The organism is Nocardioides cavernae, assembly GCF_013410035.1.
Lineage (GTDB): Bacteria > Actinomycetota > Actinomycetes > Propionibacteriales > Nocardioidaceae > Nocardioides > Nocardioides cavernae_A.
Genome location: NZ_JACCBW010000002.1, coordinates 185,302 through 211,438 on the forward strand (window position 1 = coordinate 185,302; position 26,137 = coordinate 211,438).

General features: G+C 72.9%; 26 protein-coding genes. 14 read left to right on the forward strand and 12 right to left on the reverse strand.

Going from position 1 to position 26,137, the window contains the following annotated elements; translation table 11 throughout:
- Nucleotides 1-11: 11 nt before the first annotated feature.
- Nucleotides 12-785 (reverse strand): SGNH/GDSL hydrolase family protein, encoded by a 774-nt coding sequence (locus F4692_RS08410; RefSeq protein WP_179619239.1) that lies wholly within the window; start codon nucleotides 783-785, stop codon nucleotides 12-14.
- 56 nt (nucleotides 786-841) lie between these two features.
- Between F4692_RS08410 and dcd the strand changes: the two genes are divergently transcribed.
- From dcd to F4692_RS08440, 6 genes are all read left to right on the forward strand, one after another.
- Complete coding sequence (gene dcd, locus F4692_RS08415) at nucleotides 842-1,417, forward strand: dCTP deaminase (RefSeq protein ID WP_179619240.1); 576 nt, start codon at nucleotides 842-844, stop codon at nucleotides 1,415-1,417.
- Nucleotides 1,418-1,545: 128 nt separating this feature from the next.
- Nucleotides 1,546-2,607, forward strand: a complete 1,062-nt coding sequence (locus tag F4692_RS08420) for an iron-siderophore ABC transporter substrate-binding protein (protein ID WP_179619241.1) — start codon at nucleotides 1,546-1,548, stop codon at nucleotides 2,605-2,607.
- Between the two features lie 15 nt (nucleotides 2,608-2,622).
- Nucleotides 2,623-3,639 carry a FecCD family ABC transporter permease gene (locus tag F4692_RS08425; protein ID WP_179619242.1) on the forward strand — a complete coding sequence of 339 codons (1,017 nt, stop codon included), beginning with the start codon at nucleotides 2,623-2,625 and terminating at the stop codon, nucleotides 3,637-3,639.
- Between the two features lies 1 nt (nucleotide 3,640).
- On the forward strand, nucleotides 3,641-4,702 hold the full coding sequence (locus tag F4692_RS08430; protein WP_179619243.1) for a FecCD family ABC transporter permease: 1,062 nt from the start codon (nucleotides 3,641-3,643) through the stop codon (nucleotides 4,700-4,702).
- Nucleotides 4,699-5,553 (forward strand): ABC transporter ATP-binding protein, encoded by an 855-nt coding sequence (locus F4692_RS08435; RefSeq protein WP_179619244.1) that lies wholly within the window; start codon nucleotides 4,699-4,701, stop codon nucleotides 5,551-5,553. Before F4692_RS08430 ends, F4692_RS08435 begins: the two co-directional genes overlap by 4 nt.
- Nucleotides 5,550-6,488: a siderophore-interacting protein gene (locus tag F4692_RS08440; protein WP_257029736.1), complete on the forward strand. Its 939-nt coding sequence runs from the start codon at nucleotides 5,550-5,552 to the stop codon at nucleotides 6,486-6,488. The genes F4692_RS08435 and F4692_RS08440 overlap by 4 nt, the downstream gene beginning before the upstream one ends.
- 159 nt (nucleotides 6,489-6,647) lie before the next feature.
- Here the strand turns inward: F4692_RS08440 and F4692_RS08445 are convergent, their stop codons facing one another.
- The 5 genes from F4692_RS08445 to F4692_RS08465 form a co-directional block, all read right to left on the reverse strand.
- Nucleotides 6,648-7,499, reverse strand: a complete 852-nt coding sequence (locus F4692_RS08445; protein ID WP_179619245.1) for a DUF4097 family beta strand repeat-containing protein — start codon at nucleotides 7,497-7,499, stop codon at nucleotides 6,648-6,650.
- A gap of 103 nt (nucleotides 7,500-7,602) precedes the next feature.
- Nucleotides 7,603-8,145: a toxin-antitoxin system HicB family antitoxin gene (locus F4692_RS08450; RefSeq protein ID WP_179619246.1), complete on the reverse strand. Its 543-nt coding sequence runs from the start codon at nucleotides 8,143-8,145 to the stop codon at nucleotides 7,603-7,605.
- Nucleotides 8,146-8,366: 221 nt separating this feature from the next.
- Entirely contained in the window at nucleotides 8,367-11,975 is a 3,609-nt protein-coding gene (locus F4692_RS08455) for a heterodisulfide reductase-related iron-sulfur binding cluster (RefSeq protein ID WP_179619247.1), read from the reverse strand.
- A 127-nt stretch (nucleotides 11,976-12,102) separates the two neighbouring features.
- Nucleotides 12,103-12,402 carry a WXG100 family type VII secretion target gene (locus F4692_RS08460; protein WP_179619248.1) on the reverse strand — a complete coding sequence of 100 codons (300 nt, stop codon included), beginning with the start codon at nucleotides 12,400-12,402 and terminating at the stop codon, nucleotides 12,103-12,105.
- Nucleotides 12,399-12,719 (reverse strand): WXG100 family type VII secretion target, encoded by a 321-nt coding sequence (locus tag F4692_RS08465; protein ID WP_179619249.1) that lies wholly within the window; start codon nucleotides 12,717-12,719, stop codon nucleotides 12,399-12,401. The genes F4692_RS08460 and F4692_RS08465 overlap by 4 nt, the downstream gene beginning before the upstream one ends.
- Before the next feature lie 138 nt (nucleotides 12,720-12,857).
- Here F4692_RS08465 and F4692_RS08470 point away from each other — a divergent pair, with 138 nt between their 5' ends.
- Genes F4692_RS08470 through F4692_RS08485 form a run of 4 tightly spaced genes read left to right on the forward strand, consistent with a single transcriptional unit; the run spans nucleotide 12,858 to nucleotide 16,143 of the window.
- Nucleotides 12,858-13,181 carry a hypothetical protein gene (locus F4692_RS08470; protein WP_179619250.1) on the forward strand — a complete coding sequence of 108 codons (324 nt, stop codon included), beginning with the start codon at nucleotides 12,858-12,860 and terminating at the stop codon, nucleotides 13,179-13,181.
- A gap of 1 nt (nucleotide 13,182) precedes the next feature.
- The gene (locus F4692_RS08475) at nucleotides 13,183-14,913 is read left to right on the forward strand and encodes a putative T7SS-secreted protein (RefSeq protein ID WP_179619251.1); all 1,731 of its coding nucleotides are present in this window, start codon (nucleotides 13,183-13,185) and stop codon (nucleotides 14,911-14,913) included.
- Nucleotides 14,913-15,311, forward strand: a complete 399-nt coding sequence (locus tag F4692_RS08480) for a hypothetical protein (protein ID WP_179619252.1) — start codon at nucleotides 14,913-14,915, stop codon at nucleotides 15,309-15,311. Before F4692_RS08475 ends, F4692_RS08480 begins: the two co-directional genes overlap by 1 nt.
- Nucleotides 15,304-16,143, forward strand: a complete 840-nt coding sequence (locus tag F4692_RS08485; protein WP_179619253.1) for a hypothetical protein — start codon at nucleotides 15,304-15,306, stop codon at nucleotides 16,141-16,143. The genes F4692_RS08480 and F4692_RS08485 overlap by 8 nt, the downstream gene beginning before the upstream one ends.
- Nucleotides 16,144-16,227: 84 nt before the next feature.
- On the opposite strand, the gene F4692_RS08490 is transcribed toward F4692_RS08485, so the two are convergent.
- The 3 genes from F4692_RS08490 to F4692_RS08500 form a co-directional block, all read right to left on the reverse strand.
- Nucleotides 16,228-16,968 carry an IclR family transcriptional regulator gene (locus F4692_RS08490; RefSeq protein WP_374757295.1) on the reverse strand — a complete coding sequence of 247 codons (741 nt, stop codon included), beginning with the start codon at nucleotides 16,966-16,968 and terminating at the stop codon, nucleotides 16,228-16,230.
- A 32-nt stretch (nucleotides 16,969-17,000) separates the two neighbouring features.
- The gene (locus F4692_RS08495; RefSeq protein ID WP_179619254.1) at nucleotides 17,001-17,618 is read right to left on the reverse strand and encodes a hypothetical protein; all 618 of its coding nucleotides are present in this window, start codon (nucleotides 17,616-17,618) and stop codon (nucleotides 17,001-17,003) included.
- A gap of 73 nt (nucleotides 17,619-17,691) precedes the next feature.
- Entirely contained in the window at nucleotides 17,692-18,120 is a 429-nt protein-coding gene (locus F4692_RS08500; protein ID WP_179619255.1) for a hypothetical protein, read from the reverse strand.
- Nucleotides 18,121-18,291: 171 nt separating this feature from the next.
- On the opposite strand from F4692_RS08500, the gene hutH reads away from it, so the two are divergent.
- The 3 genes from hutH to hutU all read left to right on the forward strand — a co-directional run bounded on the left by hutH (nucleotide 18,292) and on the right by hutU (nucleotide 22,033).
- Nucleotides 18,292-19,851: a histidine ammonia-lyase gene (hutH, locus tag F4692_RS08505; RefSeq protein WP_179619256.1), complete on the forward strand. Its 1,560-nt coding sequence runs from the start codon at nucleotides 18,292-18,294 to the stop codon at nucleotides 19,849-19,851.
- Between the two features lie 45 nt (nucleotides 19,852-19,896).
- Nucleotides 19,897-20,199: a hypothetical protein gene (locus F4692_RS08510; protein WP_179619257.1), complete on the forward strand. Its 303-nt coding sequence runs from the start codon at nucleotides 19,897-19,899 to the stop codon at nucleotides 20,197-20,199.
- Nucleotides 20,200-20,320: 121 nt separating this feature from the next.
- Nucleotides 20,321-22,033: a urocanate hydratase gene (hutU, locus tag F4692_RS08515; RefSeq protein ID WP_179619258.1), complete on the forward strand. Its 1,713-nt coding sequence runs from the start codon at nucleotides 20,321-20,323 to the stop codon at nucleotides 22,031-22,033.
- 14 nt (nucleotides 22,034-22,047) lie between these two features.
- On the opposite strand, the gene F4692_RS08520 is transcribed toward hutU, so the two are convergent.
- Nucleotides 22,048-23,307: a phosphotransferase family protein gene (locus F4692_RS08520; protein WP_179619259.1), complete on the reverse strand. Its 1,260-nt coding sequence runs from the start codon at nucleotides 23,305-23,307 to the stop codon at nucleotides 22,048-22,050.
- Between the two features lie 70 nt (nucleotides 23,308-23,377).
- Between F4692_RS08520 and F4692_RS08525 the strand changes: the two genes are divergently transcribed.
- Nucleotides 23,378-24,403, forward strand: a complete 1,026-nt coding sequence (locus tag F4692_RS08525; RefSeq protein WP_179619260.1) for a M48 family metallopeptidase — start codon at nucleotides 23,378-23,380, stop codon at nucleotides 24,401-24,403.
- Between the two features lie 21 nt (nucleotides 24,404-24,424).
- Here the strand turns inward: F4692_RS08525 and F4692_RS08530 are convergent, their stop codons facing one another.
- Together F4692_RS08530 and F4692_RS08535 are read right to left on the reverse strand one after the other, a co-directional pair.
- Nucleotides 24,425-25,738, reverse strand: a complete 1,314-nt coding sequence (locus F4692_RS08530; protein WP_218858367.1) for an MFS transporter — start codon at nucleotides 25,736-25,738, stop codon at nucleotides 24,425-24,427.
- 131 nt (nucleotides 25,739-25,869) lie between these two features.
- The gene (locus F4692_RS08535) at nucleotides 25,870-26,013 is read right to left on the reverse strand and encodes a hypothetical protein (RefSeq protein WP_179619262.1); all 144 of its coding nucleotides are present in this window, start codon (nucleotides 26,011-26,013) and stop codon (nucleotides 25,870-25,872) included.
- Nucleotides 26,014-26,137 lie beyond the last annotated feature (124 nt).

Consider the following 26,137-nt stretch of genomic DNA (forward strand, 5'->3'; position numbering starts at 1 on the left):
CCCGACCCCGGTCACCCGACCTCGCGGGAGACCCGGGAGAGGTCCGGGTGCTTGGGCGAGACGGTGTCGCCGGAGGAGCGCCCGGTGACCCGGCGGTGCACCCACGGCACGAGGAACTCGCGGGTCCACTGGGCGTTCGCGGCCCACTGCCCGCGGCGGTCGAGGGTCGGCAGCGGCTCGATGACGGGCGCCGGGACGCTGTGCGTGACGCCGAGCGCGTCGAGGACGTGCCGGGCGATGTAGGTGTGGCCGAGCGCGTTGAGGTGCATCCGGTCGGTGTCCATCGCGCCGGCGATCTCGACGTCGCGCATCCGCCACATGTCGACGAGGGTGACGCCGTGCCGGTCGGCGATCTCGCGGACCCACTCGTTGAAGATCGCCATCCGGCCGCGGACGGGGCCGTAGATGCCGCCGCTGCCCGGGTCGTAGACGGTGAACATCACCACCCGCGCGCCGGTCGCGACGAGGCGTGCGACGGCGGCGTCGTACGTCGCGGCGAGGGCGTCGATGTCGACGCGGGGTCGCAGCACGTCGTTGCCGCCGCCGTGGATGGTGATCAGGTCCGGCTCGAGGGCGATGGCGGGCTCGACCTGCTCGTCGACGATCGCGCCCAGCTTACGACCGCGGATCGCGAGGTTGGCGTAACCGAAGTCGTCGGTCTGCTCGGCGAGCACGGCGGCCACCCGGTCGGCCCAGCCGCGCAGGCCGTTGGGGCGCGCGGGGTCCGGGTCGCCGACGCCCTCGGTGAAGGAGTCGCCCAGGGCGACGTAGCGGTGGAAGGTCACCCGACCATTGTGATCAACCCTCCACGCGCCCGCGCAGCAGGGCTAGGGTCGGCCGCGTGCTGCTCTCCGATCGTGACATCACCGCTGAGATCGACGCCGGCCGGATCGGCCTCGAGCCGTGGGAGCCGGCGATGATGCAGCCCTCGAGCGTCGACGTGCGCCTCGACCGCTACTTCCGCGTCTTCGAGAATCACCGCTACCCGCACATCGACCCGGCGGCCGACCAGTCCGAGCTGACCCGCGAGGTCGAGCCGGAGGGCGACGAGCCGTTCATCCTGCACCCGGGCGAGTTCGTCCTCGGCTCGACGTACGAGGTGGTGTCGCTGCCCGACGACATCGCCGCGCGCGTCGAGGGCAAGTCGTCCCTGGGCCGCCTCGGGCTGTTGACCCACGCCACCGCCGGCTTCGTGGACCCCGGGTTCTCCGGCCACGTGACGCTCGAGCTGGCCAACGTCGCGACGCTGCCGATCAAGCTCTACCCCGGGATGAAGATCGGCCAGTTCTGCTTCTTCCGGCTCTCCTCGCCGAGCGAGCACCCGTACGGCTCGGAGAAGTACGGCTCGCGCTACCAGGGCCAGCGCGGCCCGACCCCGAGCCGGTCGTTCCAGAGCTTCCACCGCACGCGGATCTGAGCGCGTGGAGCGCGGTGCTCCAGTCCATCCGTGCGGTTTAGGTCACACCCCCGTGACCTAATTGGCACCTGTGTGGTTAGGCTCTCCTAAGTTAGCCTCACCTTGCCACCCCTGCACACGGAGCCACCATGAAGCGAAGTCTCACCGCGCCCACGTTCGTCAAGGTCGCCGCAGCCACCCTCCTGCTCGCCGCCGTCTCCGGCTGCAGCACCGGATCCACCGAGTCGAACGCGACCGACAGCGAGCCCACCGCGGCGAGCAGCGCCGACGCCGACGCCTTCCCCGTGACCATCGAGCACGCGCTGGGCGAGACGACGATCGAGGCCGAGCCGACCCGCGTCTTCGCGCTGGGCTACGCCGAGGCCGACTACCCGCTCTCGCTGGGCGTGGTGCCGGTCGGTGCCGACAAGATCGAGTACGCCGGCAACGACAACTTCTCCTCCGAGTGGTTCGACGCCGAGCTGGCCGAGCTGGGCGGCGAGCAGCCGGAGCGCTTCAGCACCGCCGACGGCGTCCCGGTCGACGAGATCGTCAAGCTCCAGCCCGACCTGGTGACCGCGACGCAGTCCGGGATCACGCAGGAGGAGTACGACAAGCTCACCGAGGCCGGCATCCCCGTCGTCGCCTACCCCGACGCGCCCTACAACACGACCTGGCAGGAGTCGCTGGAGATGGTCGGCGAGGCCCTGGGCCGCTCCGACCTGGCCGAGGAGGTCAAGGCGGAGACCGAGCAGGCGATCGCCGACACCGCGGCGAAGTACCCCCAGCTCGAGGGCAAGACGTTCACCTTCGCCGGTCCCAACGCCGACCCGTCGTCGTTCTACGTCTACACCTCGATGGACAACCGCCCCCGGCTGCTCGTCGAGCTCGGGATGGAGAACTCCCCGCTGGTCGAGGAGCGCAGCGAGCCCGGCCAGTTCCTCTTCAACATCTCCGCCGAGCGCACCGAGCAGCTCGACGCCGACGTGTTCCTCACCTACGCCAACTCCGAGGCCAACCTGAAGGAGCTCGCGGAGGACCCGCTCGTCCAGCAGATCCCCGCGGTCGCCGACAACCGCTGGTACGCCACGGTCGACGTGACCGAGGCCGTCGGCTTCTCGGCCCCGTCCCCGCTGTCCCTGCCGAGCGCCCTCGAGCGCTACGTCCCCAAGGTCGCCGCGGCGGTCGACGGCGACGGCTCCACCCCCTGATCGGCGACCGACGCGATGGCGATCACCACCACCGAGCTGCTCGACCGGCCGCGGAGCTCCTCCGCGTCCGGCCCGGCGACGGCGTACGCCGTGATGCTCGGACTCCTCGTGGTGGCCGCCCTCGCGTCGGTGCTCATCGGCTCGCGCCTCGTCCCGCCGACGGCGATCCTCGAGGCGGGGCCTGACCGGACCGTGGTCGAGGTGCGCGCCGTACGCACCGCGATGGGCGTGCTCGCGGGCGTCGCCCTCGGGCTCGCGGGCGCCTGCATGCAGGGCCTGACCCGCAACCCGCTCGCCGACCCTGGCATCCTGGGTGTGAACTCCGGGGCCGCGCTCGCGATCGTCCTCGGCATCGCCTACCTCGGCGCCGGGAGCATGACGACCTTCGTCCTCCTCGGCCTGCTCGGCGCCGCGATCGCCTCGCTGGCCGTGCACGCCATCGCCGGCATCGGACGCGACGGGGCCACCCCGGCGAAGCTCACCGTCGCCGGTGCCGCCTTCGCCGCGGCGGCCAGCAGCTGGACCATCGCGGTCCAGCTCGTCGACCAGACCGCGCTCGACATCATGCGGCGCTGGCAGGTCGGCTCCATCGGCGGCCGCCCGTGGGACGTGGTGGTCTCGCTGGCCCCTGTGTTCCTGGTCGGAGCGCTCCTCGCGATCGGCCTCAGCCGCACCCTCAACGCGCTCGCCCTCGGCGAGGACATGGCCAAGGGCCTGGGCCGTCACACCACCCGCGACCGGGTGCTCGTCGGGCTCGCGATCGTCCTGCTCGCGGGCACCGCGACCGCGGCCGCGGGCCCGATCGCGTTCGTCGGCCTGATCGTGCCCCACCTCGTCCGCACCCGCACCGGCTCCGACCACCGCCACCTCCTGCCGCTGAGCGCGGGGTACGGCGCGGTGCTGGTGCTGGCCGCCGACACCGTCGGCCGCGTGGTCCTTCCGCCGTCGGAGGTGCAGGTCGGCATCATGACCGCCGTCGTCGGCGTGCCGTTCTTCCTGCTGCTGGTCCGCCGCGGACGGATGGGGCTGTGACATGAGCGCGCCCACCCTGCCCGTCACCACCCCGGCCGAGCGGCCCGAGGTCCACCCGGACCTGCGCCTGGCGACGCGCCGCCCGCGCCGCCGACGCCGCCTGGTCCTCGGGGGCCTCGCCGCCGTGCTCTTCGCAGCCTTCGCCGTGCGGGTCCTGCTCGGCGACTACACCTTCACGATCCCCGACTTCTTCCGCATCCTGTTCGGCGAGCAGATCCCGGTCTCGACCTTCATCCTGATGGAGACCAAGCTCCCGCGGGCGGTCCTCGCCGTCCTCGTCGGCGTGGCCCTCGGTGCGGCTGGCTCGCTCTTCCAGATGCTGCTGCGCAACCCGCTGGCCAGCCCCGACATCGTCGGCGTCAGCCTCGGCGCCAGCGCGGCCGGCATCTTCGCGCTGCTCACCCTCGGGCTGCGCGACGGCGCCGTGTCGGTGTTCGCCGTCGTCGGCGCGGTCGTGATCTCGGCGGTCGTGCGCTGGGTCGCCGGCACCACCGGCGGCTACCGGCTCGTCCTCGTGGGGGTGGGCGTCGCGGCGGCGATGACCTCCGTCATCCAGTACCTCCTCGCCCGCTCCAACACGTGGGACGTGCAGCTGGCCCTGCGCTGGCTCGTGGGCAGCCTCAACAACGTGCCGTGGTCGACGATCGGCATGCTCGCGGGCGCCCTGGTCGTGCTGCTGCCGACGCTGGCGTACCTCGCCCGCTCCCTCGAGGTCCTCGAGCTCGGCGACGAGGCCGCGGCGGGGCTGGGCACCGGTCGGCACCGTACGGACGTGCTCCTGCTCGTCGGCGTGCTGCTGACCGCGGTGGCCGTCGCGGCGGCCGGCCCGGTCGCGTTCGTCGCGTTCATGTCGGGCCCGATCGCCCGCGCGCTGATGGGCGGGCGCCACAGCCTCGTGGCCGGGGCGCTCGTCGGCGCCGTGCTGATGCTGCTCGCCGACTACACCGCGGCCTACCTCATCCCCGACGTGGTGCTGCCCGTCGGGATCGTCACCGGAGCGGTCGGCGGACCGTTCCTGCTCTGGCTACTGGCGCGCGGCGCCGCGACCGGGAGGACCGGATGACCGACTCGACCAGCAGGCTGCGCACGGACGCCTTGATCCTCGGCTACGGCGACCGGACGGTCGTCGAGGAGGTCAGCGTCGCGATCCCCGACGGCAAGGTGACCGTCGTCGTCGGGCCCAACGCGTGCGGCAAGTCCACCCTGCTCAAGGGCCTGGCCCGGCTCGTACGCCCCCGCGGTGGTGCGGTGCTGCTCGACGGCCAGGAGATCCACGCGCGGCCCACCAAGGAGGTCGCGAAGGTCCTCGGGCTGCTCCCGCAGAACCCGATCGCCCCGGAGGGCGTCGTGGTCGCCGACCTCGTCGGTCGCGGACGCCACCCGCACCAGGGCGTCTTCACCCGGTGGACCGCCGAGGACCGGGTCGCGGTGGAGGAGGCGATGGTCCTCACCGACACCTACGAGCTCGCGGACCGGGCCGTCGACGAGCTCTCGGGCGGTCAGCGCCAGCGGGTGTGGATCGCGATGGCGCTCGCCCAGGGCACCGACCTCCTGCTCCTCGACGAGCCGACGACCTACCTCGACGTCGCCCACCAGGTCGAGATGCTCGACCTCCTCGTCGAGCTCAACGCGCGGCGTGGCACGACGATCGTGATGGTCCTCCACGACCTCAACCTCTCCGCGCGCTACGCCGACCACCTCGTCGCGCTGCACGCCGGGCGCATCGTCGCCGAGGGCACCCCCGCCGAGGTGGTGACCGAGGAGGTCGTCCGCTCGGTCTTCGGTCTCGACAACCGGGTCATCCAGGACCCTGTCTCGCACACCCCGATGGTGGTGCCGGTGGGCCGCCACCAGCCCCGCACCCCGTCCGTCCCCACCGCCCCGAGCACTCCCGCCGACCAGGAGAACCGATGACCGTGACCGCGTCCACCCTGCCCATGCTCTTCGCCGAGGTCGAGGTCGTCTCGGTCCAGCGGCTGTCGCCGAGCTTCGTGCGCGTCGAGCTCGGCAGCCCGGAGCTGGCGCACTTCGGCGTCGACGGCGACCGCTTCGACCAGCGGATCAAGCTGATCTTCCCCGACCCCGTGACCGGCGGGATCACCTCGACCGAGGGCGCCGACGACACGTGGTTCTCGACGTGGCTCGAGCGGCCGGCCGAGGAGCGCGGCCACATGCGGACGTACACGATCCGCGACGTGCGCGGCTCGGGCGAGCAGACCACGTTCGTCGTCGACATGGTGCTGCACCTCGAGGGCGACCTCGTCGGGCCGGGCTCCACGTGGGCCTCGACGGCCAAGGTGGGCGACACGGTCGTGCTGATGGCGCCGCGGGCCGGATTCCCCTACGGCGGCATCGAGTTCACCCCGCCCCCGGGCGCCGACCTGCTGCTGGTCGGCGACGAGACCGCGGTGCCCGCGATCTGCACGGTCCTCGAGCAGCTGCCGGCCGACGCGGTCGGCACGGCGTTCCTCGAGGTGCCCGTCGCCGGGGACGTCCAGGACGTACGCGGTCCCGAGGGCATCGAGGTCTTGTGGCTGGCCCGCGAGGGCGACGAGCTCGGCGTCGGCCTGCACGACGCGGTCGTGGCCCACCTCGGCATCCCGGGCGCGACCGTCGAGGTCGCCGCGGACGAGGTGGACCCTGACCTGTGGGAGACGCCCTTCTACTCCTCCTCCGGCGAGGAGGTCGCGGGCGACGTGAGCGGCGTGGGTGGGACGTACGCCTGGATCGCGGGCGAGTCCAAGGTGGTCACCGGACTGCGCCGGCACCTGGTCAACGAGCTCGGCTTCGACCGCAGCCAGGTGGCGTTCATGGGCTACTGGCGACGCGGCGTCGCCATGAAGTCCTGAGCGGACGGGTGCGGGCTCAGCGGCGCTTCGGCGCGCGCGGGGAGTAGCGCACGCGCTCGGCGATGCGGTGGCGGGCGATCAGCTCGAGGTCGGTCAACGAGTCGTACATGGTCGTGCTCCTCTCGGACGGTGGTTCGGTGGGTCGGGGATGACGCTGGATCAGCTGCTGGGGTGGAGGGTGACGTCGCCCGACGCGGTCGTCGCGCGCAGCTCGAGGTAGGGCTCGCCGGGGGCGGGCTCGCCGGTGCGGGGGAGGCTGGAGGACAGCCGGCCGCTCGACGTGCGGACGTCGGTCCACACCGGGGTGCCGGCGACGACCCCGATGCGGAGGTCGCCGCTCGCGGTCTTGGCCGTGATCCGGCTCGAGGCGACCTGGTGGACCACGAGGTCGCCCGAGCCGGTGGTGAACACCGCCTCCCCGCCGAGGGAGTGGACCTGCGCGTCGCCCGAGCCGGTCTTGACGGCGAGCTCGGCGCGGGCGTCCTCGACGCGGACGTCACCGCTGCCCGTCGTGACGACGAGCCGCGACTCGGCCCGGTGCACCACGATGTCGCCGGACCCGGCCTTGAGGTGGGCCTCGCCGACCAGGTGCTCGACCGACAGGTCGCCCGAGCCCGAGTGGATGACGAGGTCGCCCTCGACGACCTCGAGCGTGACGTCGCCCGAGCCCGTGTCGATGCGGGCGTCGGCGAGGCGGCCGTGGGTGGCGACGTCGCTGCTGCCGACCTTGGCGTGCAGGCCGCTGGCCACCGGGACCTCGACGACGATGTCGACCCGGGGGTCCCTCCCGAAGAAGCCGCCGGAGCGGTTGGGGGCGATGATCGCGATGCGGCGCTCGCCCCGTCCGTCGTCGAGGTCGCGCACGTCGAACTCCTCGGCGCGCTCGCCGGTGATCCGGACGGTCGTGCGCGTGGTGCCGATGGCGGTGACGTCGACGGACCCGCGGCCGGTCTCGACGTAGAGGTCGATCGGTTCGGGGGTGTCGAAGTCGAGGTCGAGCTGGTTGCTCATGGTGGTCTCCAGTCCGGGTTCGGGGTGTGTTCGTCCGACGGGCCGGCCGGTGCCGGACCGCTGCGTGCGGGATGGCCTCGCGAGACCGCTCAGGGGTGGGGTGTCAGAGCCAGCCGGACATCCGGCGGTTGCCCTGCTTGCGGCTGCCGGCGAACGGGTCGTAGCCGACGAAGGGGACGCTGCTCAGGTCGATGTCGACGTTGATCGCGTGCTCGTTGGTGGCGCTGCGGACCAGGCCGACCATCCACGTGTTGAGGCTCTGCCCGGCCGCTGCGGCCTTCTCCTCGGCGCGGGCCTTGACGGCCTCCGGGATGCGCAGGGTGATCCGGGCCAGGTCGCCGTCGTCCTCCTCCGGGGCGGCCGGGGGCGCCGGCGGCGGGGGCGGGGCGGGCATCGCGGCCGGCGGGGCGACCTCGACGACGAAGTCCAGCTCGCGACCGACCAGGCGCACGTCGACGCTGCCCTCCCGCAGCTCGGCGGTGATCTCGGCCGCCGCGTGCGAGATGGCCTCCATCAGGGCCAGGCGCGCGCTCGGGTCGAGGGCGTACGCCAGCCTCTCGGCCGCCTGCCGGAGCTCGTCGCCGCCGGCCTCGGCAGCGGCGAGCAGGTCGCGGCGCAGGTGGTCGACGTACGGGGTGATGTCCATGCGCACTATGGTGACATCAGAGTGATGTCACGTCAAGGGCGAAGTGATGTCAGGTGTGCGTCGGGGTGATGTCACGGCTCTCCAGCCCCCCATGCTGACGCTGTAACGCCGGGTTGGTCGCTGTACCCACCCCGATGCATCAAGGTGGGTACAAGCATCAACCCGGCGTTACAGCGCGCGACGACCGTGGCGGGGAGCCCGCCGAGCCCGGCCGAACCCGGTCAGAGGTCGAACAGCGAGCCGGTCCCGTCGATGTCGGCGTCCGTACGCGGGGTGTGGCCGGTGGTGTCGGCCGCCGCGGGCTTCGCGTCCGGCTGCCGCTCGACCTGCTCGTCCGTCTGCTCGGGCTCCGCGGCGGACTCGACCTCGGGCTCGGGCTCCGGTGCGGTCTCGTCGGTCGTGTGCGACGGCAGGTCGTCGGGGTCGCGGAAGCTCGCCGCCTGGCTGAGGTCGGCGCCGCTCGGGGGAGCGGCGGACGCCTCGGGCCCCGGCTCGGGCTCGGCTGCGACGTCCTGCTCCTCCGCCTCGGGCTCCTCCGCCTCGGGTGCCTCGGGTGCCGGCTCGGGAGTCGGTGCGGTCGTGGCGGACGGGGCGTCGCTCGCGGCTGGCGCCTCGGCCGGCGCCTCGATGTCGAAGAGCGAGCCGACGCTGCTGAGGTCGACGTCGGAGGCGGGCGTCGAGGTGGTGCCGCTGGCGGCGGGCGGTGCGTCCGCGACCGTCTCGTCCTCGACGGCCGGCTCGACGGCCGCGGTCTCGGCGACCGGCTCGGCGACCGGTTCGGCCGCGGGCTCGGCAGCCGGCGCCTCGATGTCGAACAGCGAACCGAAGCCCGACAGGTCCGCCGCGGGGGCGGGGGTGGCCGGCGCGGGGGTCGCAGCGCTCGTGGGCGGTGCGTCGGCGGCCTCCTCGGCCTCCTCGGCCGCCGGCTCGGCCGGTGCGGCGACCTGCTCGCCGGCGTCGGTGACCGCCGGTTCGGGCGCGGCGATGTCGAAGAGCGATCCGCCGCCCCCGAGGTCCGCGGCGGGCTGCGCTGCGGGCTTCTCGGCGGGCTTCTCGGCGGGCTTCTCGGCGGGCTTCTCGGGCTCGGTGACCGCAGCGGGTGCGGCCTCGGGCTCGGCCGGGGCCTCCGGCTCGGGCGTACCGAGGTCGAACAGCGAGCCCCCGGAGCCCAGGTCGGTCGAGGCGGCGGGCTTCTCGGCCGCGGGCTCAGCCGACTTGTCAGCCGGCTCCTGCGCCGGCTCCTCCGCGGACGGTGCGGGGACGTCGAAGAGCGAGCCGCCCGACTCCGCGGGCTTCGTCGGTGCGGCCTCGGCCGGGGGCGCGGACTCGGCCTCCGGGGCCGGGGTGTCGAAGAGCGAGCCGCCCGACTCGGCGGGGGTGTCGAAGAGCGACCCGCCCGAGTCGGCCGGGGTGTCGAAGAGGGACGACCCGCCGGAGGCCTTGGCGGCCGGCCCGACGTCGGCGGTCTCGGTGACGGTGTCCTCGGTGACGGTGACGTCGCCGGCCTCCGGCTCGTCCTTGGTGGCCACGTCCGTCTCGGCGGGAGCGGCGGCAGCGGCCGTGGCAGCAGCGGGGGCAGCCGCGGGCGCGGAGCCCGGAGCGGCCTTGGTCGCCTGCTCGCCCTTCACCGACGCGAGCAGCATCTGCGCGACGTCGAGGACCTCGACCTCCTCGCGGGCCTCGCCCTTGGCCTGCTGCGAGGTGAGCCCGTCGGACAGCATCACGCGGCAGAAGGGGCAGCCGACGGCGATCTGGTCGGCGCCGGTGCCGACGGCCTCCTTGGTGCGGTTCATGTTGATCCGCTCGCCGAGGTTCTCCTCCATCCACATGCGGGCGCCGCCGGCGCCGCAGCAGAACGAGCGCTCGGAGTTGCGCTCCATCTCGACGAACTCCGCACCCGGCAGCACCTGGAGCAGCTCGCGCGGGGGCGAGTAGACCTGGTTGTGGCGGCCCAGGTAGCAGGGGTCGTGGTAGGTGATCGAGCGCTTCGCGGCGCCCGCGCCGTCCTTGACCGGCGTCAGCTTCCCCTCGCGCACGAGGCGGTTGAGCAGCTGGGTGTGGTGCACGACCTCGAGCTCGATGCCGAAGTCCTTGTACTCGTTCTTGAGCGTGTTGAAGCAGTGGGCGCAGGTCGAGACGACCTTCTTGACCTTGTACTCCTTGAACGTCTCGACGTTCTGCTGCGCGAGGCCCTGGAAGACGAACTCGTTGCCCGCGCGGCGGGCCGGGTCGCCGGTGCAGGTCTCACCGTTGCCCAGGACGCCGAACGAGATGCCGGCCATGTCGAGCAGCTCGGCGACGGCGCGGGTGGTCTTCTTCGCGCGGTCCTCGTACGCACCCGCGCAGCCGACCCAGAACAGCCAGTCGACCGACTCGAGCGACTCCAGGTCCTCGCCGACCACCGGGACCTCGAAGTCGAGGCCCTTCGCCCAGTCCATGCGGCTGGAGGGCGACATGTTCCACGGGTTGCCCTTGTTCTCCAGGCCCTTGAACAGCTGGTTGAGCTCGGCGGGGAAGTTCGACTCGACGAGCAGCTGGTAGCGCCGCATGTCCATGATGTGGTCGACGTGCTCGATGTCGACGGGGCACTGCTGGACGCACGCTCCGCAGGAGGTGCAGCTCCACAGCACGTCCTCGTCGATGACGAAGTCGCCGTCGGCCGGGTTGTAGAAGTAGTCGAGGACGTCGGTGCCCGCGCCCGCGCTCTCGCCCTTGGAGCCGACGCCGACCAGCTGGCGCTCGCTGTGGGGGACGGCGCCGTCGGCGCCCCCGGTCCCGTCGCTGCCGGTGCCGACGACGGCGCCCGTCGCGGCGTCGTGCTTGGCGTACGCGTGGTCGCGCAGGCTGGTGATCAGCAGCTTGGGCGAGAGGGGCTTCTCGGTGTTCCACGCGGGGCACTGGGACTGGCAGCGGCCGCACTCGGTGCAGGTGGTGAAGTCGAGGATGCCCTTCCAGGAGAAGTCCTCGACCTTCCCGGCGCCGAGGACCGAGTCCTCGTCGAGGTCGTCGATGTCGTCGAGGGTGATCGCCTTGCCGCCCGACGTCAGCGGCTTCATCGCGCCGAGGGCGGTCGAGCCATCGTCCTCGCGCTTGAAGTAGATGTTGAACCACGCGGTGAACCGGTGCCACGCGATGCCCATCGTGATGTTGCGCGCGATGACCATCAGCCAGATCATCGCCAGCGCGATCTTGAAGGCCGCGATGCCGTAGATGATGTTCTCGAGGGTGTCGGCGTCGTTGGTGTAGAGCGCGTCACCGATCCACGAGGCGATCGGGTAGTGCGAGCGACCGGCGTCCTCGTCGAGCTTCCACTCAGCAGCCCGCACGAACAGGATCGCCGCGCCCTCGAGCAGCGCGAGCGCCTCGACGAAGTAGGCCTGCCAGAAGTTGGAGCCGAAGAACCGGCTCCGGCGGCCCTCCGAGCGCGGGTGGTGCTTCTGCCGGTAGACGATCAGGTAGACGATGCCGACCGTGCTCAGCAGGCCGATGAGCTCGCTGAACCACTCGTAGGGGTACCAGTGGCCGACGAGCGGCCAGGCGAAGGACGGCTCGAAGAGCTGGAAGTACGCCGCGAGGACCGCGGTGCTGAGGAAGAGGAACGCCGCGTAGACGAACCAGTGCATGACGCCGACCCAGTGCCACTGGAGCATCCGCGTGTGGAGGAACGTCTCCTTCAGCATCGTCAGGGCGCGGCCGGTGGGGTTGCCGGTGCGGCCGGTGTCGGGCTGTCCCGAGCGGATCACGCCCAGCATCCGCCGTACGGCCGGCACCAGGAAGAAGACCGCGGCGCCGGTCAGTGCGAACGAGACGGCGATCGCGAAGATCTGCATGAAGGGGTGCTCCTCGGTCGGGGCGTACTGAGCCGGAGCATATGACCGGCCGCCGGGCCGACGGCAGGGGCTGCGGCGTGAGATCGATCCTACCCGCAGGTAACTTGACGCCGGGAGGAGCCGCCCTTCAGTTCACGATCGCGACGTTCTCGACCTCGGTCTCGCGGGCGGCCTCGCGGTAGGTCGCCAGCCGCGACCGCACCTGGTCGAGGGCCTCGGCGAGCTTCTCGACGCCGTCGCGCAGCTTCTGCTGGTGCTCGAGGTGGGCGGCGTGGGAGTCGCTGGTCTCGTCCCAGCCGGGGGTGAGGGTCTCGACCTGCTCGAGCAGGTCGGTGACCTGCGTGGTGATCGAGGTCGTGGCGTCGGCCAGCGCCGTCTCCATGGTGGAGAGCGCACCCTGGTGGACCACCAGATCGCGCTCGCTCATCGCGCACCCCCGCCGAGCCGGTCGGCGAGCTGGCCGGCCCGCTCGGCCTGGGTGACGTCGTTGGTCGCATGCTCCTGGGCGACGTACGCCAGGTTCTGCGCGTAGCCGTCGAGGATCGGTCCGAGGGTGGTCGCGACGGCGAACCACTCGTTGACCGCTTCGCCGAAGCCGGCGGCGGCCTGTCCCCGGAAGCCCCTGCCCGCCTCGGTCTCGATGGTCGCGCCGAGCTCCTGCAACGTGGTCTGCAGCGGCTCGATCGCGTCGGCGACCGCCTGCGCGGCGGCCTGCATCTCGGAGTAGACAAGTCCGACGGCCACGGCCGCCCCCTCTCGCGTTCGCTCGGGTGGATCGGGTCGATCGGCTGGTTCCTACCCGTCCCGCGGAGGATTCACACGCGTCGGCCCGGTCTCGTTCCGGCCGGTTTGAACCGGCCGGCCGGTGGGAATTCCCCCGCCATGCCGTCCTACGACTACGAGGTGGACCTCGAGAGCATGGGCAAGGCCGCCCAGGGGCTCAACGAGACGCTGCAGCTCTTCAAGGACAAGGACGTCGAGGACCTCGTCCCCTCGAAGGGTGACGTCGGCAGCGACGTCGTGTGGGACGCGCTCGACGAGTTCCAGGGCCGCTGGGAGGAGGGCGTCAACAACCTCTGCCAGGACGTCGAGGAGATGGCCGGACGGCTCGGCAAGATCGCGATGAACTACTTCGAGGCCGACAAGGCCGGCTACGACTCCCTCTCCGCGCTCAAGGGCACCATCGCCGCGATCAAGGTGATGTGACGTGCCGGACTTCGAGGTCGAGGGCAGTCCCGCCAACATCCGCGCCCGGGCCCTCACGATGGAGCAGAAGGGCCAGCTGTTCTACGACACGGGCGACGCGCTGGCCAAGATCGACGTCTCCGGCTGGACCGGCCGCGCCGCCGACGAGTTCCGCGAGGCCCACGACCTGGAGCCGGATCGCTGGTTCAGGTCCGGCAACGGCTTCAAGAAGGCCGCCGCCGGGCTGACGACCTACGCCGGGGCGCTCGAGACGGCGAAGTCCCGAGCGGAGGCGGCCCGCAAGGAGTACGAGCGCGGCCAGCAGGAGTCGCGCAACGCCCGCACCCAGTACGACCGCTACATGGGCCAGATGCAGGCCTACTGGGCCCAGGGCGGCACCGAGCGGGCCGAGCCGTTCGTCGACTACGGCGACCCGATCCAGCAGCAGGCGCTCGGCGACCTCGCCGCCGCCCGCGCCGACCTCGACGCGGCCGCCCAGGTGTGCGCCGGGGAGGTCAGGGCCGGGTGCGCGGACGCGCCGGAGGAGCCCAACTGGCTCGAGTCGGGACTGAAGTTCGTCGGCGGCATCCTCGAGGGCGCCGGCGAGGCCGTCTGGGACCTGCTCACCATGGTCCCGTTCAGCCCGGTCAACCTGGTCATCGACGGCTACAAGCTGGCGACCGGCGACCTGACGCCCGAGGAGCTGGCGACGAAGTACGAGCTGTCGGTCGAGAGCGCCGTCGACATGGCCCGGGGGATCTACACCGGCCTGACCACCGACCCGATCGGCTTCGGCAAGGAGCTCGGCAAGTCGCTGCTCGACTGGGACACCTGGGCCGACGACCCTGCCCGCGCGATCGGCCACCTCGTGCCCGACGCGATCGTCGCGGTGGCGACCGCCGGGACCGGCGCCGTCGCGACCCGCGGCGGCCGCCTCGCGATGGACGGCCTCGACGCGCTGGGCGACATGGGCCGGCTGCGGCGCCTGGACGATCTGGGGGACCTGAGCGACCTCCGCCACCTCGACGGCCTCGACAACAGCCGCATCTACTCGATGATGGACGACGTCCCGCACCGCACGACGTTCTCGCCCGACCAGCTCAACACCTCGCGCGTGGACGACGTGCTGGCCAGGCACGACATCTCGCGCAGTGAGCTGAGCGACCTGGTCAACAAGCCCGCGGCCGACCTGACGGACGCCGAGCGGGCCACGCTCAACGCGGTGCGGGACGACTTCCCGGCGCCGACGAGCGACACCGTGATGCAGAAGGTGATCGACCAGCCCTACTTCGACGAGAAGACCGGCGAGCTCCGGTGGGGAGGCGCCGACAACTACATCCTCGACCAGTACGCCCCCAACGAGGTGCGCGGTGCCGTGACCGTCGCCGACGACACCTCGCACCTCGGCACGCCGCGCTCGATCAACGAGGACCTGCGCCTCGACTACGACGGCACCCACCACTCGACGGGCGACGCCTCGACGCACGTCATCCGCTTCCAGACCGACGAGCCCAACTTCGACATCCCGCGCAACAGCGACATGACCGGGTCCTCGACGCGGTTCGACGGCTGGAGCGACCCGTTCACGGGCAACGGGTTCACGAAGTCCGCCGATGACATCATCCCGGAGTACGTCACCGACGGTCCGACCGTGATCCGCGAGGGAGCCGAGATGTGGGAGGTCACCGACACCGGGACGCAACGGCTCGTGGCCGTGCTGCGTGACGGCGCGTGGATCCCGCAGGGGAACTGATGCCGCTCCCCACACCGGGCCTGTTCGCCGAGTGCGACACCGTCACCTACGAGGTCGCCGGCACCGCCGCCGACTGGCTCATGCTCCTGGTCCCCCGGGGCACGTCCGTCGAGCCGCCCCACCTCGGCGAGGGTGAGGACCGACAGGGCCGCCGGTGGGTCAAGGTCGCCAAGGCCCGCGTCGCGCGCTACTTCCGGGTCGAGGTGACGGTGGCCTGGCAGGGCGAGCGGCTCGAGCTGGGCCGGCTCGCCGGCGACACCGCGGAGGTCCACGCGAGCTCGCCGCCGGTTGCTGCGAGGCTGGGCCTCGAGGGCGACCAGTACAACGGCTTTCGGGCGATGGTCCCGGTCGACGAGCTGACCGTGGTCGACGTACGCGAGAAGGAGATCGATGTCTGAGCCCGCCGAGCAGCCGCGACCGGTGCTGCAGAAGCTGCTCACCCACGGACTGGGGAGCGCGATCGTGGACCGTGGCTACGACCACGTCGGCGGGATCGTCGTCCTCGCCGGTGACGCCGCCGTCCTCGACACCCCGGACAAGCTCCTCGGGGCGTACGGCTTCGAGGGCGGCCAGGAGTTCGTCGACGTGGTCCGCTTCGAGCTTCCGCCGCTCGCGACCCTCGCGAACCCGGTGGCTCCGGGATCGGGGCGCACACCGCTGCACCCGACCGGTTTCCTGCGCGCCGATGCGGTCGTCCCGGTCTGGGAGCTGAGCCGCACCCGCTACAGCTTCGGTGCGGAGTACTGGCGGATCCGCGCCGACGGCGAGCAGAAGGTCCTCTCGGCCTACCAGGGCGCCGCACGCGGGTGGCGGGGGGCGAAGGGGTGGAGTCCGTGGAGCCCCCTCGTCGGTCCCCGGGCCCGGTGGCGTGGCACCGAGACGTGCGCGGACCTCGTCGGTGACAGCGTCCTGCTGAGCGTGCGCGGGGACGACGGGCCGGCGGGATGGGAGCAGGTGCGCCCCCAGACCTGGGTGGCCGCCGTGCCGGCCGCCGAGTGCGAGCTGTTCGAGGTCGTCCTCCGGGCGACCTGGCGGGGCGTGCCGGTCAGGATCCTCGCGTCCGGTCCGTCGGAGGCCCGGGTGCTGCTGCTCGTCGACGACGAGGAGCAGGCGACCGCACTGGGTGCCGACGTGATCGAGCCCGGGGTGTTCGAGGCGACGGTCGCGCGGTCCGAGCTGTCGGACCTCGAGGGAGTCACCCACGAGGTCGGCCCCGGCGTACGTCCGTGAGCGTGCCGGCGCGCGACAGCTCGACGGTCGTCAGCACCCGCTCCTGCCCCGCCGGCCGGTCGCAGGTCACGTCGCCCGCGTCCGTCAGCGCGCGGCTGCGGTCCCGCCGCTCACCCGCCTCGTCAGCCGGTCCGCCGTCGACGTGACGGCCGCCGCGACCCGGGTGGCCGTCACGTCGTCGCCGGCGTCCGCGGCGGGGAACGTCACCGCGACCCCGGCGACGGGGTGCCCGTTGTGGTCGAGCACCGCCGCCGCCACGCTGCGCAGTCCCGGTGTCACCTCGCCGTCCTCCGTCGCGTGCCCGCGCTGCCTGGTCGCGGACAGGACCGTGCGCAGCGCGCTGAGCGAGGTGGGCCCGTTGCCGTGGCGGTCGACGAAGGCGTCGCGGTCGGGATAGAGCGCGCGCACCTGGCTCGCCGGGAGCGCCGCGAGGATCGCACGGCCCGAGGCCGTGAGGTGGGCGGGCAGGCGTACGCCCACGTCGGTCACCAGCGGCGGCCGGCCGGGCGCGCGCTCCTCGATGACGTAGAGGACGTCGCGCCCGTGCAGCACGGCGAGGTGCGCGCCGTGGCCGGTGCGGTCGACCAGCTCGGCGAGCGGGCGGCGGGCCAGCCGGGCGAGCGGCTCCTGGCGGGTGAACCCGCTGCCCACCTCGAACGCCGCGACGCCGAGGCCGTAGCGGTGCTCGTCGGGCAGGTGCACGACGAAGCCCTCGTCGATCATCGTGTTGAGCAGGTGGTACGCCGTGCTGCGCGGCAGGTCGCACGCGCGCATGATGCGGTCGAGGGGGACCGGGTCGGCCTGCGTGGCCAGGAAGCGCAGCACCCGGAGCGCCCGGGTGGCGGCGGGGACCTGGCTCAGGAGCTCGGGTCCTTCTTGGTGAACCAGCCGCCACCCTCGTCGGTCTTCTCGATCGGGCGGCCGGGCATGTCCTGGGCGCCGGGGGTGCGGCGGGGGAGCAGCGGCGCCTGCGCCCCGGCGGCGGGCTGAGCGGGTTCAGCGGCGGGCTCGGCGGGCTCGGCGGGCTCGGACGGCCCGGACGGCTCGGACGGCTCGGACGGCTCGGACGGCTCGGGAGCCGTGTTGACCTCGGAGGCGGGAGCCGGCTGCTGGACGGGCTCGGCCGCCGGGACCTGGGGCGCGTAGTCGTCGGCCCTGGTGTCGACGCGGGGGTCGAGGCGGTCGGCCGCCCGCAGCCGGGCCTCGTGCGCCGCCTCCTCCTGCTGCGCCGCGAGCCGGGCCTCGGCTGCCTCGGCCTCGGCCCTCTCCGCGGCGGCCCGTGCCTCGTCGGCCTCGGCCTCGGCGACGGCAGCGCGCTCCTGGGCGGGCGCGATGGTCTGGGCGTGCGCCGCCGCGTCCTGGCGGAGCTCGTCGGCTCGCTGCATGTTGGCCCGCTGGTTCTTCTGCCGGACCACGAGGCCGATGGCGACGAGCGCGACCAGGACGACGACGACTGCGATGACGGTGGCGCTCACGGGATTCCTCTTCGACGGGCGACAGGGCTGGCGCCAGTCTTGCAGCCCCCGCGCCGTCGCGGGGCGGGACGCCTCACACCGGCCGTGCGCCCCCGGTCCCGTCGGCGCGCCGGTCGTCGTCCGCGTCGAGCACGGTGTGCGGGTCGCCGCTGCCGCGGGGGGCGTAGTCGTCCGAGGAGGTGTCCACGTGCGGGTCGACCTGGTCGGCCGTCCGGAGCCGGTCCTCGTGGGCCGCCTCCTGCTGGGTGGCGGCCACCTGCGCCTCGCGAGCGCGCTGCTGGGCGCGTTCGGCCTCGAGCCGGGCGCGCTCGGCCTCGACCTCCGCCTCGTGGGCACGCGTCTGCGTCTCGGGGAGCTCGCTGGCGTGCTCGCGGGCCTCCGCCCGGAGGCTCTCCGCGTGCTCGTGCTGCTTCTTCCTGCGCTGCTGCGTGACCAGCCAGGCGGCGACCGCCGCCACGACGAGGACCACGACGACCATGACGACGATGCTGGTGGTGCTCATGACGGGACTCCCTCTCTTGCGGCCGCCGACAGGGCCGCTCGTCTCGTCACGTTTCCACAGTCGCCGGCCGTCGTGGCCCTCCGTTGGGGTGACGCCCCTGTCTCGTATGCGAGACGCCAGCCGCTCTAGCGCCTCTGGTGCCGACGTCGCGTCGCGAGTTGCATGGGCACCATGCAGACCACCGCAGCCCCCGCACGCGCCGTCGAGGTCGGCGTCGGCCCCGTCTCCTTCGACGACCTCGTCCGCGTCGCCCGCGACGACGCCCCCGTGACGCTGGGCGACGACGCCCTCAGCGCGATCGACCGGGCCCGCGACGTGGTGGACGCGCTCGCGGCGGCCGAGACCCCGACCTACGGCGTGAGCACCGGCTTCGGGGCTCTCGCCACCCGCCACATCCCGACCGAGATGCGGGCGCAGCTGCAGCGCTCGCTCGTGCGCTCGCACGCCGCCGGGTCCGGCCCCGAGGTCGAGCGCGAGGTGGTCCGCTCGCTGATGCTGCTGCGGCTCTCGACCCTCGCGACCGGGCACACGGGCGTACGCCGTGAGACCGCGCAGCTGCTGGCGGGCCTGCTGACGCACGGCATCACGCCCGTGGTGCGCGAGTACGGCTCCCTCGGCTGCTCCGGCGACCTCGCGCCGCTGTCGCACTGCGCCCTGGCGCTGATGGGCGAGGGCGAGGTGCGCGACGCCGCCGGCACGCTGCTCCCGGCCGCGGACGCGCTGGCCGCCGTGGGCCTCGCGCCCGTCGAGCTGGCGGCCAAGGAGGGCCTCGCCCTCATCAACGGCACCGACGGGATGCTCGGGATGCTCGTCATGGCGATCACCGACCTGCGGATGCTGCTGCGGACCGCCGACGTCGCGGCCGCGATGAGCGTGGAGGGGCAGCTCGGCACCGACCGGGTGTTCGCCGCCGAGCTGCACGCCATCCGTCCGCACCCGGGCCAGGCGCTCTCGGCGGCCAACCTCACCGCGCTGATGGCGGACTCGGCGATCGTGGCCTCGCACCGGACCGGGGACTGCAACCGGGTGCAGGACGCCTACTCCCTGCGGTGCTCCCCGCAGGTCCACGGTGCCGCCCGCGACACCGTGGAGCACGCCGCGTCGGTCGCCGGCCGCGAGCTCGCCAGCGCGATCGACAACCCCGTCGTGCTCGGGGACCGGGTCGAGTCCAACGGCAACTTCCACGGCGCGCCCGTGGCGTACGTCCTCGACTTCCTCGCGATCGTCGCGGCGGACGTCGCCTCGATCAGCGAGCGCCGCACCGACCGGTTCCTCGACCGCGCGCGGAGCCACGACCTGCCGCCCTTCCTGGCGTCCGACCCCGGCGTCGACAGCGGCCTGATGATCGCCCAGTACACCCAGGCGGCCATCGTCTCCGAGCTCAAGCGACTCGCGGTCCCCGCGTCCGTCGACTCGATCCCCTCCAGCGCGATGCAGGAGGACCACGTCTCGATGGGCTGGAACGCCGCCCGCAAGCTCCGCCGCGCCGTCGACGGGCTGTCGCGCGTGGTCGCCGTCGAGGTCCTCACCGCGGCCCGCGCGCTCGACCTGCGCGCCCCGCTCACCCCGTCCCCCGCCACGGGCGCGGTCGTCGCGCTGCTGCGGTCCTCGGGCATCGAGGGCCCTGGTCCCGACCGCCACCTGTCGCCCGAGATCGAGGCCGCCGTCGGCCTCGTCCAGTCCGGCGCGGTGCTCGCCGCCGCCGAGGACGTGACCGGCCCTCTCGGTTGAGCCGTTTCCCGGACGCAGGTCCCTGCGCGCACTAGCGTCCCTCCCATGAGAAGGAGCGTGTGCGGGGTCGTCCTGCTGGGAGTCCTGGCCGTGGCCGGGACCGGACCTGCCGCCCAGGCGGTGCCGGGTGCCACGAGCCCCCGTCCCGCCTCGGCGCCGTCGGCCGCCGGGACGTGGACGTGCTGGTGGTCCCCGACGATGGACGACAACTGGCACAACGACGCCCTCTGCTCCGACGGCGTGCGCAAGGTCCGGCCCCACCTGCGGCCGGCCGACAGCTTCATCACCCGCGCTGAGCTGATGAGCTCCGCGCGGGCCTGGGCGCGCGCCCGCAACAGCGGTCGCTGACCGGGCGCCCTCCCGCTCCCCGCGGCTGCTCGCGGCTGCCCGGGTCGAGCAGTCTCGGATCACAGACTGCTCTCGGCGCCGCACCCTTCCGGGCCCCTGCGCGCGGAGCTTTCATGGGTCCATGACCACCGACGCCCCCCGCAGCAACCCGCGCCTGCCCATCCACGCGGCCCACGGCACCGAGCTGACCGCGAAGTCGTGGCAGACCGAGGCGCCGCTGCGCATGCTGATGAACAACCTCGACCCCGACAACGCCGAGAACCCTGCGGACCTCGTCGTCTACGGCGGCACGGGCAGGGCCGCCCGCAGCTGGGAGGCGTACGACGCCCTCGTCCGCACGCTCCGCGACCTCGAGGACGACGAGACGCTGCTCGTGCAGTCGGGCAAGCCGGTCGGTGTGATGCGTACCCACGCCTGGGCGCCGCGCGTGCTGATCGCCAACTCCAACCTCGTCGGGGACTGGGCCGACTGGGAGGAGTTCCGCCGCCTCGAGGACCTGGGCCTGACGATGTACGGCCAGATGACCGCGGGGTCGTGGATCTACATCGGCACCCAGGGGATCCTGCAGGGCACCTTCGAGACCTTCGCCGCGATCGCGGACAAGAAGTTCGGCGGGACGCTGGCCGGCACGATCACCGTCACCGCCGGTCTCGGCGGGATGGGTGGTGCGCAGCCGCTGGCGGTCACCATGAACGACGGCGTCGCGATCTGCATCGAGGTCGACCAGCACCGCATCGACCGTCGTCTGGAGACCCGCTACCTCGACGTGCAGGCGCGCGACCTCGACCACGCGATCGAGCTCGCCCTCGAGGCCCGCGACGCGCGCCGCGGGCTCTCGATCGGACTGCTCGGCAACGCCGCCGACCTGCTGCCCGAGGTGCTCGAGCGGCACCTCGACGGCGCGGTGCGCATCGACGTGGTCACCGACCAGACCTCCGCGCACGACCCGCTGTTCTACCTGCCGTCCGGGACGGCGTACGACGACTGGGAGCGCGAACGCACCGAGGACCCCCGCGGCTTCACCAAGCGCAGCCAGGAGTCGATGGCCCGCCACGTCCGGGCGATGGTCGAGCTCCAGGACGCCGGCGCCGAGGTCTTCGACTACGGCAACTCGATCCGCGACGAGGCCCGCAAGGGCGGCTACGACCGCGCGTTCGACTTCCCGGGCTTCGTCCCGGCCTACATCCGTCCCCTCTTCTGCGAGGGCAAGGGCCCGTTCCGCTGGGCCGCGCTGTCTGGCGACCCCGCGGACATCGCCGCGACCGACCGTGCGATCAAGGAGCTCTTCCCGGCCGACGAGAGGCCGGAGTACGCCCGCCTGCACACGTGGCTCGACATGGCCGCCGAGCGGGTGCAGTTCCAGGGCCTGCCGGCGCGGATCTGCTGGCTCGGCTACGGCGACCGTGCGAAGGCGGGCGCGAGGTTCAACGAGATGGTCGCCAACGGCGAGCTGTCGGCTCCGATCGTCATCGGTCGCGACCACCTCGACTGCGGCTCCGTGGCCTCGCCCTACCGCGAGACCGAGGCGATGCTCGACGGGTCCGACGCCATCGCCGACTGGGCGATCCTCAACGCGCTCGTCAACACCGCCTCCGGCGCGACCTGGGTGTCCTTCCACCACGGCGGCGGGGTCGGCATCGGCCGCTCGCTCCACGCCGGCCAGGTGACCGTCGCCGACGGCACCCCGCTCGCGGCGGAGAAGATCGAGCGCGTGCTCACCAACGACCCCGGGATGGGCGTCATCCGCCACGTCGACGCCGGCTACGGCCGCGCGATCGAGGTGGCCGGGGAGCGGGGCGTCCGGGTGCCGGTGGAGGCGCGGCAGCGCGACTGAGCCGCCGCACGAGCTCACCCCGCGGCGAGCACCCGCCGCGTGAGGAACAGCACCACCCCGTCGAGGTCGCCCGTGCCGGGCTCGGTCGACCGGGAGAGCTGGTCGAAGGTGACGGTCTGGAAGACGAGGTCGGCGAGCGGCGCGAGCGCGACCGCCCGGTCGAGGTCGGCGTGCGGGTAGGCGTCGCGCCACGGCGCCAGAACCGTGCGTACGCGCTCCCCCGCGTCTCCGCCCACCGCCTCGGTGATCCAGTGCGCGAGGTGCGTGCCGTCGAGGAACGGGTGCGTCACGCACCCGTCGCTCCAGTCGAAGATCCGGACGTGCGCGCCGTCGTGGGCGACGTTGCCCGAGTGCAGGTCGCCGTGGCCGAGGGTGTCGGGGAAGCCGCACGCCCACAGCTCGCGCACGCGTGACTCGACCTCGGGCACCACCTCGGCGAGGCGTACGCGCTCGCCCGCCGTGAGTGCGTCGAGCTCGGCGTTGGTGGCCAGGGCCTCACGCCACGCCGCGAGGGTCGGCTCGAGCCCGCGGTCCGGGGCACCCGCCGCCCGGAGCTCGTCGAGCCAGTCCAGCGAGGCCGCCTGGGCCGATGCCCACAGCGGGGCCAGGACCTCGGCGGCCTCGGCCGGCGCGCCGTCGTCCGACACGCCGGCGAGGGGCTCGGTCAGCAGCCAGGAACGGCCCCGGTCGACGGCGACGACCTCCGGGACGAGGTCGGGCAGGTGCCGGGCGACGACCTCCACGATGCCCGCCTCGGCCGCGAAGTGCGCGCAGCTCGCCTTCGACCAGAGGGTGCCGGCGTCCGTCGGGACGGTGTGCACCGCCGAGATGCTCCACACGCGGTGCGTACGCACCGGGCCGGTGCGGGAGCGGCCGGTCGGGGCCAGCGCCGCGTCGATCCACTCCTCGAGCTCGTCGGTCCACCCGGGGCGGTACCAGTCCGGTCGCTGCGGCGGCGGTGTCCCCCAGTGCTCCCGCGCGGACCGGGCGACGTGCTCGCGGAGGTCCGCGGGCAGCGCGTCGAGGCCGGCCCAGCGTCCTCCCCGGGGCGTACCCCCGCGTGAGCCGACGACGTGCAGGCGGCGGGTCTCGTCGAGCACGACGACCGGAGCGAGGTGCACGGCGTCGGTGAGCAGGTGGCTGGCCCGGGCGGTGGCGGTGGGGCCGCCGGCCTCCGGGTCCTGGACGAAGGACGGCAGCGCACCGTCGTCCCCGGTCCACACCCGCTCGCCGTCGGTGAGGGCCACCTGGACGGTGCGCGGTGGGCGGGTCACCGGCGCATCGTGGCACGGCCGAACACCGCGAACCCATGACTTTTGCGGCGCGGTAGGTGAGGATCCGTGCATGGCATCGGGGGAGAAGAAGCCGGCGCGCTCGCGCGTCGTGCTCACGGACATCAGCTCGCGGGCGTGGGAGCACCCCGCCGACCGGGGAGCGCTCGTCGCGCTGCGCAAGCTCAAGGGCTTCGACGTGCTGCTCAAGACCATGTCGGGGGTGTTCCGCGAACGCGCCTGGCGGCTGACGCTGCTCGGCTCCGCGGTCCGTGTCGACGAGCGCCAGTTCGCGCGGCTGCACCGGCTGCTCGCGGAGGTCGGCCAGAGCCTCGACGCGACCGACCTGCCGGAGCTGTACGTCCAGGCGGACCCGACGCTGAGCGCCATGACGATCGGCATGGACAAGCCGATCATCGTGCTGTCGTCCGGTCTGGTGCACCACCTCGACGACGACGAGCTGCGCTTCGTCATCGGGCACGAGCTCGGCCACGCCGTCAGCGGCCACGCGATCTACCGCACGCTGCTGCTGCGGCTGCTGGGTCTCGGCGGCCTGCTCAACGCGATCCCCGGAGGTGCCATCGGCATCCGGATGGTGACCGTCGGCCTGCTCGAGTGGTCGCGCAAGGCCGAGCTGTCGGCCGACCGCGCCGGCCTGCTCGCCAGCCAGGACCCCACGGCGGCGCTGCGCACCCACATGAAGCTCGCCAGCGGCGGCACGCTGGAGGAGCTGGACGTCACCTCGTTCATGTCCCAGGGAGCGGAGTACGACGAGGGCGGGGACGTGCGCGAGTCGCTGATCAAGCTGTCCCTGCTGCAGCAGCAGACCCACCCGTTCGCCGTCGTGCGGGCCACCGAGCTGCGCCGCTGGATCGACACCGGCGCCTACACGGCGATCCTGGGCGGCGACTACCCGCGCCGGCAGGACGACGACACCGCCTCGGTCAGCGAGGCGGCCCAGGACGCCGCAGCGTCCTACTCCGCGGCGTTCGAGCGCACCCAGGACACGCTGGGCAGGCTCGTCCACGACCTGGCCGGCTGGATGGGCAGCGCGAGCACCTGGCTCAACGACCGCTTCCGGCGCGGCGAGAGCGCCTGACGGCCACGTCGGTCGGCCACGTCACGCGGGGGGTCCCTGCGGCGCGCGCTCGCCCGTCACGGGGTCGGCGGTCAACGGGTGCGTGTCCGGGACGCCGTTGACCGAGGCGGGGACGAGCCGCTCGACGACCAGGGCGAGCACCCCGATCAGCGCGCAGCCCGCGCCCAGCACGAAGACGTAGGCCCCGCTCCAGCCGCGGTCGAGCACGAAGCCGGCGAACAGCGGGCCACCGATCGCGCCGGCCTGGAAGGCGCCGGCGTTGACCGCGTTGTAGCGCCCGCGCAGGTGGTCGGGCGCCATGTCGTTGGTGATCGCGGGGATCGTCGGCTGCATCATCGTCTCGCCGAGCGCGAACAGGCCCATGAAGGTCAGCACCCCCACCGCGGCGACCGGCCCCGGCACGAGTCCGGTCGCGCCGAGCACGGCGTACGACAGCACCCACAGCCCGCACATCGCGAGCATCACCCGGGTGCGCCGGTGCCCCGCGATGAGCCGCAGCACGAGGAACTGCAGGAGCACGATGACGGCGGTGTTGATCGCGAAGGAGAAGCCGATCACGCCGGTCGACACCTCGCCGACGTTGCGGGCGTACGCCGGGAAGCCCGCCTCGAGCTGGCCGTAGCCGACGAACACGGCGATGAAGGTCAGGGCGGTCACCCCGATCACCGCGGGGTTGCGCAGGATCTCGAGGTAGGACCCGGCGGACGCGTCGGCGTCGTCGGGCGCCTGGTGGTGTCCGGTCACGTGCCGCAGCGGGCCGAGCAGCAGCCCGATCGGCACCAGCATGCTGGCCGCGTCGCCGAGGAAGATCACCGTGAAGGTGTGCGGCTGCGACACGTCGGCGTAGATCCCGCCGACGACGCCGCCGACGCCGATGCCGAGATTGACCAGGGCGAAGTTGATGCCGAAGTACTGCTGGCGCATCTCGCCGGTGGTGACGGCGGCGATCAGGGCGTTGAACGCGGGCCACGACATGCCGAAGTTGATGCCGAGGAAGACCATCGCCAGCGCGGCGAGGGCGGGCGTGGTCGCGAAGGCCAGGATCGTGCAGCCGACGAGCTGGCACGTCGTCGCGGCGAGCAGGACGCGGCGCGCCCCGATGCGGTCGGTCAGCACACCGCCGGGCCCGGTGACGACGAGCGCGACGACCGCGATGAACGCCATGAGCGCGCCCGCGAGGTCGAGCGAGAAGCCCCGCACCTCGTGCAGGTAGATCACCGTGAAGGGGAGCGTGAGGCCACGGCCGAGGGTCTGCACCGCGACCGTCGACAGCAGCCACCGACCCTCGGTCGACAGCTGGTCCCAGAACTGGCGCAGGGTCACCGAGGAGCTCACCGGGAGATTGTGTCCCCCGGCTCCGACAGCCGGCACGCGGGTTTCGGACGGCACCGACGACCGCGCGCGCCCGGACGCACGCGGGCCCCGGACACCAGCGGTGTCCGGGGCCCGATGTCTGGGGTGCGCTGCTAGAACACCCGGCGGCTCGAGCCGCCGATCGGCACGAAGTTGAGCACGAGCCCGACGACGATCAGGATCAGGCCGATCGTGGTGAGGATGCTCTGGGGCAGGAGCAGCCCCAGGATGAGCAGGATCAGTCCGAGGACAACCATGGTGTTCCCTCCTTCTATGCCACCCACGGTGGGCGCGGGCTCACTCTGCCCGGCCCACGCGTCGTTGCAAACCTGAGGCCCCTCCCTGAGGGTGAAAAATGTCCACGGTTTGTCCACGGTCACA